Source organism: Oryzifoliimicrobium ureilyticum (genome assembly GCF_037199735.1).
Lineage (GTDB): Bacteria > Pseudomonadota > Alphaproteobacteria > Rhizobiales > Rhizobiaceae > Rhizobium > Rhizobium ureilyticus.
Genome location: NZ_JBBBVQ010000002.1, coordinates 99893 through 113781 on the forward strand (window position 1 = coordinate 99893; position 13889 = coordinate 113781).

General features: G+C 55.1%; 12 protein-coding genes. 6 read left to right on the plus strand and 6 right to left on the minus strand.

Translation table 11 applies throughout. The features are described from left to right. Window positions 1-54: 54 nt before the first annotated feature. Genes VQ830_RS03655 through coaD form a run of 3 tightly spaced genes read right to left on the minus strand, consistent with a single transcriptional unit; the run spans window position 55 to window position 1681 of the window. Window positions 55-564 carry a peptidylprolyl isomerase gene (locus VQ830_RS03655; protein WP_337266718.1) on the minus strand — a complete coding sequence of 170 codons (510 nt, stop codon included), beginning with the start codon at window positions 562-564 and terminating at the stop codon, window positions 55-57. A 24-nt stretch (window positions 565-588) separates the two neighbouring features. Beyond that, a complete protein-coding gene (locus VQ830_RS03660) occupies window positions 589-1158 on the minus strand; it encodes a peptidylprolyl isomerase (protein WP_337266719.1) in 570 nt (189 codons plus the stop codon). Window positions 1159-1186: 28 nt separating this feature from the next. After that, complete coding sequence (gene coaD, locus VQ830_RS03665) at window positions 1187-1681, minus strand: pantetheine-phosphate adenylyltransferase (RefSeq protein WP_337266720.1); 495 nt, start codon at window positions 1679-1681, stop codon at window positions 1187-1189. Window positions 1682-1857: 176 nt separating this feature from the next. Here coaD and VQ830_RS03670 point away from each other — a divergent pair, with 176 nt between their 5' ends. From VQ830_RS03670 to VQ830_RS03680, 3 genes are all read left to right on the plus strand, one after another. After that, window positions 1858-2076, plus strand: coding sequence for a hypothetical protein (locus tag VQ830_RS03670; RefSeq protein ID WP_337266721.1), 219 nt, complete (start codon window positions 1858-1860; stop codon window positions 2074-2076). 90 nt (window positions 2077-2166) lie between these two features. Next, on the plus strand, window positions 2167-2322 hold the full coding sequence (locus VQ830_RS03675) for a hypothetical protein (protein WP_337266722.1): 156 nt from the start codon (window positions 2167-2169) through the stop codon (window positions 2320-2322). Window positions 2323-2356: 34 nt separating this feature from the next. Next, entirely contained in the window at window positions 2357-2491 is a 135-nt protein-coding gene (locus tag VQ830_RS03680; protein ID WP_337266723.1) for a hypothetical protein, read from the plus strand. A 180-nt stretch (window positions 2492-2671) separates the two neighbouring features. Here VQ830_RS03680 and gyrA read toward each other — a convergent pair whose 3' ends face one another. Beyond that, window positions 2672-5479 (minus strand): DNA gyrase subunit A, encoded by a 2808-nt coding sequence (gene gyrA, locus VQ830_RS03685; protein ID WP_337266724.1) that lies wholly within the window; start codon window positions 5477-5479, stop codon window positions 2672-2674. A gap of 198 nt (window positions 5480-5677) precedes the next feature. On the opposite strand from gyrA, the gene VQ830_RS03690 reads away from it, so the two are divergent. Next, window positions 5678-6319, plus strand: coding sequence for a MarC family protein (locus VQ830_RS03690; protein WP_337266725.1), 642 nt, complete (start codon window positions 5678-5680; stop codon window positions 6317-6319). A gap of 170 nt (window positions 6320-6489) precedes the next feature. Here VQ830_RS03690 and VQ830_RS03695 read toward each other — a convergent pair whose 3' ends face one another. Both VQ830_RS03695 and VQ830_RS03700 read right to left on the minus strand, forming a co-directional pair. Next, complete coding sequence (locus VQ830_RS03695; RefSeq protein ID WP_438617311.1) at window positions 6490-9012, minus strand: heavy metal translocating P-type ATPase; 2523 nt, start codon at window positions 9010-9012, stop codon at window positions 6490-6492. A gap of 268 nt (window positions 9013-9280) precedes the next feature. Beyond that, window positions 9281-9799 carry a single-stranded DNA-binding protein gene (locus VQ830_RS03700; protein ID WP_337266727.1) on the minus strand — a complete coding sequence of 173 codons (519 nt, stop codon included), beginning with the start codon at window positions 9797-9799 and terminating at the stop codon, window positions 9281-9283. Window positions 9800-10066: 267 nt separating this feature from the next. On the opposite strand from VQ830_RS03700, the gene uvrA reads away from it, so the two are divergent. Both uvrA and VQ830_RS03710 read left to right on the plus strand, forming a co-directional pair. After that, the gene (uvrA, locus tag VQ830_RS03705) at window positions 10067-12988 is read left to right on the plus strand and encodes an excinuclease ABC subunit UvrA (RefSeq protein WP_337266728.1); all 2922 of its coding nucleotides are present in this window, start codon (window positions 10067-10069) and stop codon (window positions 12986-12988) included. A 58-nt stretch (window positions 12989-13046) separates the two neighbouring features. After that, the gene (locus VQ830_RS03710; RefSeq protein WP_337266729.1) at window positions 13047-13853 is read left to right on the plus strand and encodes a DUF72 domain-containing protein; all 807 of its coding nucleotides are present in this window, start codon (window positions 13047-13049) and stop codon (window positions 13851-13853) included. The last annotated feature ends 36 nt before the right edge of the window (window positions 13854-13889 follow it).

The window sequence follows — 13889 nt, forward strand, 5'->3', positions numbered from 1 at the left end:
TAGGAAAACCCGCCCTACGCGCATGCGAGGGCGGGTCATCTAAACCAAGAGAAATTAAACGTCTGCAGCAACCCGCATCGAAACGATCGAGTCGGGATCGGTCACAGGCTCCCCGCGCTTGATCGTATCCACAACGTCCATGCCTTCAATAACCTGGCCCCAAACAGAATACTGCTTATTGAGCCATGGGGCATCGGTGAAGCAAATGAAGAATTGCGAATTGGCTGAATTGGGGTTCTGCGAACGCGCCATTGAGCAGGTACCGCGAACATGCGGCGTCGCCGAAAATTCGGCTTTCAGGTCCGGCTTGTCCGAGCCGCCCATTCCGGCGCGACCAGGGTTGAAGCTCTCGCCGCCCTTCTTGCCGAACTTCACATCGCCCGTTTGAGCCATGAAATCTGGAATGACACGGTGGAACACGACGCCGTCATAGGCGTTTTCCCGTGCCAGTTCCTTGATGCGTTTAACGTGTTCCGGGGCCACTTCCGGGAGAAGCGCAATGACGACCTTTCCCTTCGTGGTCTCGAGAATGATCGTATTTTCCGGATCCTTGATCTCGGCCATCTTAATCTCCTTCTCCTGGATATTTTACTTCTTGCTGACGGTGACCTTGATCATCCGGTCAGGCTTGCTGACTTCGCCATTGCCGCCTTCGCCGCGCGCGATCTTATCGACGTTTTCCATCCCGGATACAACCTTGCCGACCACGGTATACTGACCGTTCAGGGACGGCGCTTCGTCAAACATGATGAAGAACTGCGAGTTGGCTGAATTTGGATCCTGCGAGCGCGCCATGCCGACCGTGCCACGCACGAAGGGTGTCTTAGAAAACTCAGCCGGCAGATCAGGCAGATCAGAACCACCTGTACCAGCGCGTCGTGCATCGTAGCCCTTCGCCATATTGCCGAATTTGACATCGCCCGTCTGCGCCATGAAGCCGTCGATAACGCGGTGGAAGGCCACGTTGTCATAGGCGCCCTTTTCAGCAAGCGCCTCGATCTGCGCGACATGCTTTGGCGCAAGCTTTGGCAAAAGCTCGATGACAACGGGCCCGCTCTTCAGCTGAATAGTCAGGAGATCGGCAGCCTGGGCAACCGTCGCTGCAGCAAAAGATGCCAGGGCAAAAGCACCAGCGAATGCAAGAGAAGCGATTTTCATGAAAACTCCATTGCGGGCGTCGAACGCCTCAGGATTTACGCTTGGATTGAAGTGCCGCAAGCACAGGCTGCGGTACAAAGGCGCCAACATCGCCGCCCATTGCGGCGATCTGGCGGACTAATGTGGCGGTAATAGGCCGGGAAGCCGTACCCGCTGGCAGAAAAACCGTCTGAACATCGGGCGCCATCTGCCGGTTCATCCCGGCCATCTGCATTTCGTAGTCGAGATCTGTCCCGTCTCTCAAGCCGCGGATCAAAAGGGTAGCGCCGTGAGCGCGCGCAGCATCCACGACAAGATTATCGAAGGATACGACGGAGACGTCGTCGATTTTCTGCGGCAACACCTCCGATAAGGAAGAGCGTATGAGCCTTGCCCTCTCATCAAAAGAAAACAGCGGCGTTTTCCCGGGGTGAACACCGATCGCGACAATCACGTTGGAAGCGACCTGCAAGGCCTGCACAAGCACATCCAGATGCCCGTTTGTCAGAGGATCGAACGATCCCGGATAAAAAGCTGTTGTCATTGGCTTCGCCGTTCAGGTTTTCCGCCTTTTGTCACGGATGACAGCGCATCGCAAGGGACGGCTGACCGCTGAATGGCCGATGAACACTACGTTCAAGGCCGTTTCAGACGCGATTGCTATGATGGGCACCGTAAGATGCAGCCGGAAAGACACCGGCTTCTTGGGAAGAAATGTGGATGCTGATCATTGTTCTCATTGTCGCGGCGTTTTTGGCATTCGTTCTCGAAGCAAGCTGGAGACTTCTGGAAATGCTCTACGACCATCAGTGGGTTAAGCAGGAACTTTCAGACCATGCCCACATTGTCAGAGCTTCAGGAAAGCTGCGTTACGCCGCTGCCGCGGAGTCTGAATGGAAAATGAACAGCACATTCAAGGCTGCTTCAGACCCAAATTAGTAAACAACCCGTCAAGGTCGGCGGAACTAATTTCCAACGACCACGTTCAACAAGCAGTCGTGCAAACGACGCGACTAAAAGGAATTAAACATGTTCGATAAGATCTCGCTGATCAACGCCGTTTGGATGACCGTTATCGCGGGTATGCTTACCGCAACCGTAGCTCTCTACGAGCAGAAGACTGATGCTGCGAAGGTGTACAACACATATAACACCGCACGCGCGTCGATCGTCAGCGAGTACTGAGGCAGTGAACGCCAGCTAATGGAAAGGGATTGCCATGTTCACGATCTTGACCCTTCTAACTGTTCTTATCAGCGTCATGTTCATCGTGTCCGTTGCATCCACGATTTCCGCGTTGCGGCGCGAGGAAGAAGAGGCGAAGTCCTATAAGGAGCGCCATCTGACCTTTTAGTCCGTCAAAATTGAATTGCTTCAGAAAAGGCTGAAAGCGGTCACCGCTTGCGGCCTTTTTCTTTTGGACCGTGCTTTACTCACCCTTCCTGCGCATTGGGTTGCGGCGTGGAGAAAGGCATAAAAAAGGGTCGCAAACAGCTTTGTCTGCGACCCCTTTTAAATTCAAGAAGGTTTGATCTTACGGCTCAGAGCCAGGGCCTTCTGCGGTGTCTGCATCAGGAGCTTGCGAAGCCCCTTCACCTGAGGCTTCTTCCGCAGCAACAGCAACCTCGGGATCTTCCTCCGGCTCGCTGATTCTTTCGACCGAAACAACTCTTTCTTCAGCTGCCGTCGAGAAGATGGTCACACCCTTTGTGGCACGGCTTGCGATACGAATGCCGCCGACCGGCACGCGGATCAGCTGTCCTCCATTGGAAACCAGCATAATCTGGTCGCCGTCATCGACAGGGAAAGCCGCAACAAGTTCGCCAATCTCATTCGTCTTTGATGTATCGGTTGCACGAATACCCTTGCCGCCACGTCCTGAAATACGGAAGTCATAGGAAGACGATCGCTTTCCGAAGCCTTTCTCGGAAAGAGTCAGCACAAACTGCTCGCGCTGCTTCAGCTCCTCATAGCGCTCATCGGACAGTTGTCCCTCTTCGGTGACTTCCTCTCCGACCAGCGCAATGTCTTCCTCGTCGACCCCAATGGCACGTCGCTCAGCCGCAGAGCGTCTGAGATATGCAGCGCGCTCCCATGGTTCGGCATCGACGTGACCAACAATCGTCATGGATATCAGACGATCTTTATCTGCGAGATTGATGCCGCGGACACCGATCGAGTTTCTTCCGGCGAAGACGCGAACATCGCCGACGGGGAATCTGATCGCCTGTCCAAGGGCTGTCGTCAAAAGCACATCATCATGCTCTGTACAGGTTTCGACGGACAGGATCTCATCTCCGTCTTCGTCCAGCTTCATCGCAATTTTGCCGTTGCGGTTCACCTGTACGAAATCTGACAGCTTGTTGCGTCGGACCGTGCCGCGCGTAGTGGAGAACATCACGTCGAGGTTCTCCCAGCTGCTTTCGTCCTCGGGCAGTGGCATGATCGTCGTTATACGTTCGCCTGCTTCTAGCGGCAGCATGTTGATCAAAGCCTTGCCGCGTGATTGCGGCGTGCCAATTGGCAGGCGCCAGACCTTCTCCTTATAGACAATACCACGCGAGGAGAAGAACAGCACCGGCGTGTGTGTATTCGCAACAAATAGCCGGGTAACGAAATCCTCATCGCGGGTGACCATTCCGGAGCGACCCTTGCCGCCGCGGCGCTGAGCACGGTAGGTCGTCAGCGGAACGCGTTTGATATAGCCAAGGTGAGAAACGGTCACGACCATATCTTCGCGGGCGATGAGATCCTCATCGTCCATATCTGGACCACCCTCGATAATTTGCGTACGGCGTGGCGTGCCGAATTCATCACGGATGGATGTCAGCTCGTCCTTGACGATCTGCTGGATGCGCAGACGCGACGAAAGAATTTCAAGGTAATCCTTAATTTCGACGCCGATCTTGTTCAGCTCGTCGCCGATTTCATCCCGGCCGAGCGCTGTCAGACGAGCCAGGCGCAATTCAAGAATTGCGCGCGCCTGCTCTTCGGAAAGATTATAGGTGCCATCGTCATTAATGCGATGGCGTGGGTCGTCAATCAGACGGATTAAGCTTTCGACATCGCTGGCTGGCCAACGACGCGTCATCAACTGTTCACGAGCCGACTGCGGATCTGGCGCATGACGAATAACACGAATGACTTCGTCGATATTTGCCACGGCGATCGCAAGGCCAACCAACACGTGAGCGCGCTCACGAGCCTTCCGCAAGAGAAACTTAGTTCTCCGGCTAACGACCTCTTCGCGGAACGAAACGAACGCGCGCAGCATATCGAGAAGCGTCAGCTGCTCGGGCTTTCCGCCATTAAGGGCAACCATGTTGCAGCCAAAAGATGTCTGCAAAGGTGTGTAGCGATAAAGCTGATTGAGGATGACTTCTGCATTGGCGTCGCGCTTCAGTTCGACGACAACACGATAGCCCTGTCGGTCGCTTTCATCGCGAAGATCGGAAATGCCCTCGATCCGCTTTTCGCGCACCAACTCGGCCATTTTCTCTATCATCGTGGCCTTGTTCACCTGATACGGGATTTCGGTGATGATGATCTGCTCGCGATCGCCGCGCATTGGTTCAATGCTGGCGACACCCCGCATGATGACGGCGCCGCGGCCAGTCTCGTAAGCCGAGCGAATGCCAGAGCGTCCCAAAATCATTGCACCGGTTGGAAAGTCAGGACCGGGAATGATCTGCATGATATCAGGCAGTTCCATCGCCGGGTCGTCGATCAGTGCAATGCACCCGTTGATAACTTCCGACAGATTATGAGGAGGAATATTGGTCGCCATACCAACGGCGATGCCGCCTGCCCCGTTGACCAGCAGGTTCGGAAACTTGGCGGGCAACACGACGGGTTCCGACAGAGTGCCGTCGTAGTTATCGCGGAAGTCGACAGTTTCCTTATCGAGATCATCGAGCAGGGAATGAGCGGCTTTCTGAAGACGGCATTCCGTATAACGCTCAGCTGCTGGAGGGTCGCCGTCGACAGAACCGAAGTTCCCCTGCCCGTCGATGAGCGGCAGACGTAATGACCAATCCTGCGCCATACGCGCCAATGCGTCGTAGATCGCGAGATTGCCATGCGGATGGTATTTACCCATCACATCCCCGGTTACGCGGGCGCATTTTACGTATTTCTTGTTCCAGTCGATGCCAAGCTCCGACATTCCGAACAGAATACGGCGGTGCACGGGCTTCAGACCGTCTCTGACGTCGGGAAGCGCGCGGCTGACGATCACGCTCATGGCGTAATCGAGATAAGACCGCTGCATTTCCTCCATGATGGAGATGGGCTCTATGCCTGGCGGCAGTCTGCCGCCCCCTGGGGGTGTTTGCTCAGTCAAAACAGATACGTCTCTTTCAGAATCGATAACGAATTTATAGCCGAAAGGCTTGGGCAGCGCCAATTTATGCGCATGTTTTGAACAGCTTTTCAGCCTTCAATGTGGCAGATTATCAAAGCTAGGCTTTAAGCTTCTTGCGCGGAATGTCAAATCGCGTATCGAGAGCGTAACTCAAGCAGCCAAAAGGATGTTGTCGGCATGGCAAGCGTCGATCAGCTTATCAATGCGTTCACAACATTGCTGGTCACGATAGACCCCCCTGGCCTTGCGCCTGTCTTCCTGGGTCTGACTGCCGGCATGAGCCGACCGCAACGCCAGCAGGTCGCTGTCAGGGGCACCATAATAGCTTTCGTCATCCTAGCTGCTTTCGCGTTGTTCGGCGCAAGCGTGCTTGGCGTGCTTGGAATATCGATCGGTGCATTTCGAATCGCAGGCGGCCTTTTGCTGTTCTGGATCTCCTTTGAAATGGTTTTTGAAAAGCGTCAGGAGCGAAAGGAAAAGACAAGCGCAGCGGCGATTACGACCGACCACATTCAAAATATTTCGGTCTTTCCCCTCGCAATTCCTCTGATTGCCGGACCGGGCGCAATTTCGGCAACTATCCTATTGTCCGGAACGCTTGCAACGACCGTTGAGCAGCTACAGTTGCTGATTGTCATCGCCGGCAACTTGCTCTTGCTTCTTGCCGCGCTCTTGATCGCCGACCGACTAGACCGTTTCCTAGGCGTGACGGGACGTGCGATCCTGACGCGCCTTCTCGGTGTTGTTCTCGCTGCGCTTGCCGTGCAGTTTGTTGTCGACGGTGTGCATCTTGCATTTGCTGGCCATGTGAATGGATAGCTGTGAGGCCCATTATTCCATCTATAAACTTGGCTCTCAATGCATTTCAGTCAAAGGGCGCCCTTGTCAGCTCAGCCGACATTTCGTCGTGATTGGTTGCTGCGGCGAACGACGCTGCGCCAGAGAGGGCATGATCTAGCCCTCTCCGTTTTCTGGTAAGGCGGCAGCAGTCAGGCTTGCCGCAACAAGCGAAGGGCATTGATCGTTACAAGAACCGTTGCCCCCGTATCGGCGAGGATTGCTGGCCACAGCCCTGTCACGCCAAGGATGGTCGTCACAAGAAAGACCGCCTTGAGTCCGACAGCGATAAGGATGTTCTGGCGGATGTTGCGCATGGCTCGGTTCGAGAGATCAATCATTCGCAAGACGTCGGAAACTCGTCCATGCAGCACAGCCGCATCCGCCGTTTCCAGCGCAACATCGGTGCCGCCGCCCATGGCGATCCCGATATCCGCCGCAGCCAGAGCCGGTGCATCATTGATACCGTCGCCGACCTTTGCAACGACAAACCCTTCGCGTTTGAGTTCGCCAACGATTTTTTGTTTATCCTGCGGCAAGAGCTCTGATCTGACTTCAATTCCGAGCTTGGCGCCGACAGCTTTTGCCGTGCGCTGATTATCACCCGTCAGCATGACGGTCCGCATGCCTTTGGCAGAGAGTTCTTTCAGTGCCGACGCCGCGTCCTCGCGGGGTTCGTCGCGCAGGGCAATGATGCCGGCAACTGAGCCATCAAGGATGAGAACGGAAACGGTTTTGCCTGCGTCGTTGAGACGGACGATTTCCGCTTTTTGCTGTTCGGTTAATGGCATCTGCTCGCTTGCCGCCGAAGGAGAGCCTAAAAACACGGTCTTTCCGGTAACCTTAGCAGCGACGCCCTTTCCACCTATTGCTTTGGCATCCGTTGCGGCAGGAACCTCGATCTGGTCGGCTTCAGCCTTTTTCAAAATGGCAACGGCCAGAGGATGACTAGAGCCAGTCTCCACGGCAGCCGAAAATCTCAGGAGGTCGGCTTCAGCCAAGCCAAAACCGATGACGTCTGTCACTACGGCCTTCCCTTGCGTCAGGGTTCCGGTTTTGTCGAAGGCAATTGCAGTCACCTTCCCAAGATTTTCAAGAACCGCACCTCCCTTGATCAGCAAGCCGCGACGCGCACCGGCCGAGAGCGCCGCAGCGATTGCCGCAGGCGTCGAAATCACCAGTGCACAGGGGCAGCCGATCAGCAGGACGGCAAGACCTTTGTAAATCCATGCGCTCCAGTCGCCCATCCCAAGGAGAGGCGGCAACACGGCCACCAAGGCGGCGACCACGACGACAGCCGGTGTGTACCAGCGCGAAAAGCGATCGATGAACCGCTCTGTAGGCGCTTTCGCTTCTTGCGCCTCTTCCACCAGCTTGATGACGCGCGCAATCGTATTGTCATTGGCTGAAGCAGTGACTTTGACCCGAAGCGCGGCATCGCCGTTCACCGTGCCTGCGAAAACGGCATCGCCCGATGTCTTGCGAACAGGCACGCTTTCACCGGTGACCGGTGCTTCATCGATACCGCTTTCGCCTGATTCAATTATACCGTCAGCAGCAATTCGGTCACCTGGCCGGACGAGAAGGATATCGTCGAGCGCAAGCTTATCTGCCGGGATAGAACGCGTTTTGCCGTTTTCTTCTATCAATGCGGTCTTCGGCACCAGATCGGTTAGGGAACGGATGCTGGCGCGCGCGCGGCCGGCAGCAACCCCTTCCAAAAGTTCGCCCACAAGGAAAAGGAAGACAACGGTCGCGGCCTCCTCGCCTGCATTGATGATGACCGCACCAACTGCCGCGATCGTCATTAGCATTTCGATCGAAAAGGGCGTTCCCATAAGAGCAGCCATGATGGCGCGCCGCGCAATGGGGATCAGGCCAACAAGCATCGCTGCAATGAAAAGCCAGGATTCTGCAGCAGGAACGAGATGCCCGATGACATAGGCTGCAACCAATGCCAGGCCTGAATAAATGGTCAGGCGGCCTTTGCCGCTTCTCCACCATGGGCCGTCCTGAGGCGCGTGACTGTGGCCGTGCAGGCCCTCCAAGTGCTCGTGGGCGGAATTTGGTTTCGACCCCTGTCTATGAATCGTGTAGCCGAGAGCCTTTACCTGCTTTTCAACCGCTTGCGGATCGAGCTCGTTTGCATGGCGAACGGTCATTTTGCCGCTTGTCACGGAGACAGTCACGTCATCAACGGTGTCGAGGCGCCTGACGGCTGTTTCGATCTTCGCCGCACAAGAAGCGCAGTCCATTCCGCCGATCGCAAATCGCGTTTCCTGAAAACCGACACCATCATGCTTCACATCCGAATGCTTCTCATGGGGGGACGCGTGTTGATGGTCGTGATCATCATCATGATGATGCGAGTGATGCTCATGCCCTTCGTGCTGGTGGTGCTCATGCTCATGCTCATGTTCGTGAGCGCTGCAGGCATGATCGTGAGAATCTGAAACAGAGCTCTGCGGCAACGCCGCGACCTCATAGCCGAGGCGGCGTACGCGACGCTCGATATCCAGTAAGTCTGCCGTCGCGTCGTGTTCAATCGACAACGTCTCAGAGGACACAGACACTGAGACCTCTTTGACGCCCGAAACACGGCGCACGGCCGTATCGATTTTCGTTGCGCAGGACGCACAATCCATTCCAGAAACTTTGTATCTGGCGTTCAGGATATCCGACACTTTCAAAGCTCCTTTACAGCTCAGCTATTAGGAGCGGTCTAACCTCTACAGTCGCTATAGATGCAAGAGCAAAAATCACGATATGACGATGAGCGATTTAGGATGCTGAAATTATAAAGAATGGAGCTCGCAACGTGAGTGCCACAAGTTTCGGGAAGACCTAGGCGATCAATCGACGGCACAATAATGAAAAAACCGGGTGAGCCGTCAGCTTACCCGGTGATCATCGCATCCGGCGTAAAAGTATGCCGAGCGTGTCTCAGAAAGGAATGTCGTCGTCGAGGTCCCTTGAGAAGTTGCTTCCCCCGCCGCTGTTTCCACCGCTGCTCCGCCCGCCGGACGGTTGTGACGGCTGACCATAGTCGTCACCATAGCCACCACCGTAATCATTGCCGCCTCGGCCGGAAGACGCGCCGCCGCCTTCACCGCGATTGTCCAGCATTGTTAGTGTCGAGTTGAAACCCTGCAGTACCACTTCGGTGGAATAACGGTCCTGCCCGTTCTGATCCTGCCATTTGCGAGTCTGCAACTGCCCTTCAATGTAGAGCTTCGAGCCCTTTTTGACGTATTGCTCGACAACCTTGGTCAGGCCTTCGTTAAAGACCACGATATTATGCCATTCGGTCTTCTCACGCCGTTCGCCTGAATTGCGGTCGCGCCATGTTTCAGACGTTGCGATGCGCAGATTGGCGATCGGACGACCGTCCTGCGTACGCCGGATTTCCGGATCAGCGCCGACATTGCCAATTAAAATTACCTTGTTCACGCTGCCAGCCATACGTCACCTCGTTTGCCGGCAAGTGCCCGGCATTTTCTTTCCATTGGCTTCATCTTACCCCTGAATTCTCAAGGATGAAACCGCGTCAAAGGCATAGCCTTGAGCTGCAGCCATTCATCCACAAAGAATTCGTTCTTTATTTGTTCTAATTTTTCCATATGATCCCGTCAAGAGAATCGAAAAGCATCCTCGAAACCGCTTTCGGCCTCGACTCACGCAAAAGTGCCATTAAATAAAGGGCTCCCTCAGGATTAAAAGCAGAACAAGATGAGCGAACTGAAGACGATTTCCATCCGCGGCGCCCGTGAGCACAATCTGAAAGGCGTTGACCTCGATCTGCCGCGGAACAAGCTGATCGTGATGACAGGGCTATCGGGATCGGGCAAATCTTCCCTCGCCTTCGATACGATCTACGCGGAAGGCCAGCGACGCTACGTCGAAAGTCTGTCGGCTTATGCGCGTCAGTTTCTGGAAATGATGCAAAAGCCAGATGTCGATCAGATTGACGGGTTGTCGCCTGCCATCTCCATTGAGCAAAAGACGACCTCTCGCAATCCTCGCTCGACGGTCGGCACCGTCACCGAAATCTACGACTACATGCGCCTGCTCTTCGCGCGCGTGGGTGTACCCTATTCTCCAGTCACGGGCCTGCCGATTGAGAGCCAGACCGTCAGCCAGATGGTTGACCGCGTGCTGACCTTTGGTGAAGGCACACGACTTTATATCCTTGCGCCGCTCGTACGCGGCCGGAAAGGCGAGTACAAGAAAGAACTCGCTGACCTCATGAAGAAGGGCTTCCAGCGCGTCAAAATTGATGGCCAGTTCTACGAGATTGCTGAAGCTCCCGCGCTCGACAAGAAGTACAAGCACGACATTGACATCGTCATCGACCGCCTCGTCGTGCGCGAAGATATTGGTTCGCGACTGGCCGATAGTTTTGAAACCGCTTTGAAACTCGCCGACGGCCTCGCCGTCGCGGAATTTGCCGACAAGCCCCTTCCCATGGAAGAAACGGCAGCAGGTGGTTCGGCAAACAAGTCTCTGAACGAAACGCATGAACGCGTCCTGTTTTCCGAGAAATTTGCCTGCCCGGTTTCCGGTTTCACCATTCCCGAAATCGAACCAAGGCTTTTCTCCTTCAACAATCCAGCTGGCGCCTGCCCGACATGCGACGGCCTCGGCAGCCAGCAGAAAATCGACTCCGATCTCATCGTGCCCGAAGCAGATCGAAAGTTGAAGGATGGTGCGATCGCGCCGTGGGCCAAATCGTCCTCGCCTTATTACAACCAGACGCTCGAAGCGCTCGGACGTCACTTCGGCTTCAAGATGACGGCGCGCTGGAACGAGTTGTCGAAAGAAGCGCAAGCAGCAATCCTGCACGGCACGGACGAAAAAATCGAATTTCATTACGCCGACGGTGCGCGCTCCTATACGACGCACAAAAGCTTTGAAGGCATTGTCACCAATCTGGAGCGGCGTTGGAAAGAAACCGACTCCGCCTGGGCGCGAGAAGAAATAGAGCGCTACATGTCGGCGGCCCCCTGCCCGGCCTGTAACGGTTATCGTCTGAAGCCGGAAGCGCTTGCCGTAAAGATTTCCGGTTTGCACATCAGCGAAGTGTCGAACATGTCAATCCGCGTGGCGCGTGATTGGTTCGAGGCGTTGCCGGGTCTTATGTCAACAAAGCAGAATGAAATCGCGCACCGAATCCTGAAGGAAATACGCGACCGTTTGCGTTTCCTCGTCGATGTCGGTCTGGACTACCTCAGCCTGTCTCGCAATTCGGGGACTTTGTCAGGCGGCGAAAGCCAGCGTATTAGGCTTGCCTCTCAGATCGGCTCCGGCCTCACAGGCGTTCTTTATGTTCTGGATGAACCATCGATCGGTCTTCATCAGCGAGACAACGAGCGCCTACTGGATACGTTGAAACATCTGCGCGACATCGGCAATACCGTCATTGTCGTCGAACACGATGAAGACGCAATTCTTGCCGCTGATGATGTGGTTGATATCGGACCAGCTGCTGGCGTTCATGGCGGTCAGGTCGTGGCACACGGCACGCCTGCCGAAATCATGAAGAACCCGAAGTCACTGACCGGAAAATATCTTTCAGGTGAGTTGGGCGTGCCCGTTCCCGAAGTGAGACGCAAGCCCAAGAAGGGCAAGGAAATCAAGGTTGTCGGCGCACGCGGCAACAATCTGAAGAATGTATCTGCCACGATACCGCTCGGGGTTTTCACGGTTGTGACGGGCGTTTCGGGCGGTGGCAAGTCGACATTCCTGATCGAAACACTCTACAAGTCCGCAGCGCGGCGAGTAATGGGTGCGCGCGAAATACCTGCCGAACACGATCGAGTTGATGGCCTGGAGCATATCGACAAGGTCATCGATATCGATCAGTCGCCGATTGGCCGCACGCCAAGGTCGAACCCTGCCACTTACACCGGTGCATTCACGCCGATCCGCGACTGGTTCGCGGGTCTACCTGAAGCAAAGGCACGGGGTTATCAACCTGGACGTTTTTCCTTCAATGTGAAGGGCGGCCGGTGTGAGGCATGTCAAGGTGACGGGGTCATCAAGATCGAAATGCACTTCCTCCCTGATGTGTACGTGACCTGCGACGTCTGTCATGGAAAGCGCTATAACCGCGAAACACTCGATGTAACCTTCAAGAGTAAGTCGATTGCCGATGTGCTCGACATGACGGTCGAGGAAGGCGTCGAGTTCTTTTCCGCAGTACCGGCAGTGCGCGACAAACTGCAGTCGCTGAAGGACGTCGGGCTGGGCTACATCAAGGTCGGACAGCAAGCCAATACTCTCTCCGGCGGCGAAGCGCAGCGCGTGAAACTTGCCAAGGAACTGTCGAAGCGATCCACGGGCCGAACCCTCTACATTCTGGACGAGCCAACGACAGGCCTTCATTTTCATGATGTGGCAAAGCTGTTGGAAATGCTGCACGCTCTCGTCGAACAGGGCAATTCTGTCGTTGTGATCGAGCACAATCTTGAAGTCATTAAAACGGCAGACTGGATCTTGGATTTCGGCCCGGAGGGCGGTGATGGCGGCGGAGAGATCGTGGCCACCGGACGTCCAGAAGATATAGTGAAGGTCGAGCGATCCTATACAGGACGCTTCTTAAGGGAACTCCTGGAGCGTCGACCAATTAGAAAGGTTCAGGCGGCCGAATAAAGATAGCCGAACCCAATGCCTGGGTTCAGCTGATGTTTATGCAAACCGAGAGGGTGAGATGAAGCAATCGGGCGAGATCCGTGTTGGCATTGGCGGCTGGACTTTCGAGCCATGGCGCGCTCACTTCTATCCGGACACGCTGAAACAGAAGGACGAGCTTTCATATGCCAGCGGAAAGCTAAAGATCATTGAGGTCAACGGAACCTATTACAGCTCTCAAAAACCCGAAACATTCGCGAAATGGGCTTCGGATGTTCCGGAGAATTTCATTTTCTCCTTAAAAGCAAGCCGGTTCGTGACTAACCGGAAGGTGCTGGCCGATGCCGGCGAATCCATGACACGGTTCTTGACCCAAGGGATCACAGAGCTCGGCAAACATCTCGGTCCCATCCTGTGGCAGTTTGCACCGACCAAGAAGTTTGAGCCTGACGATTTTGAGGCTTTCCTGAAGCTTCTACCTGGCGCGCAGGACGGTATTGCTTTGCGGCATGTGGTCGAGGTTCGGCATGACAGCTTCAAGGTGCCGGAATTTATTGCGCTTCTCGCCAAGTACGGCGTCGCCCCCGTCTGTGCCGAACATTTCGACTATCCGATGATCGCCGATGTCACAGCTGACTTTGTTTATGCGCGGCTGCAAAAAGGGTCTGATGACATTATAACGTGTTACCCAAAACAGGACCTCGAAGCCTGGGGCGAGCGTCTGAAGCTTTGGTCACGAGGGGAAAGCCCCCGCGATCTCGAGATGATCGATGCAAAGCGCAAGATCGAAAAGCGACCTCGCGACGTCTTTGCTTTCATGATCCACGAAGGCAAAGTCAACGCACCGTTTGGCGCGATGGCTCTTCAGGAATTGGTGTCGAAATAGCGTTTTTCGGCTGCGTGTAGATGCTGCGGCATCGCG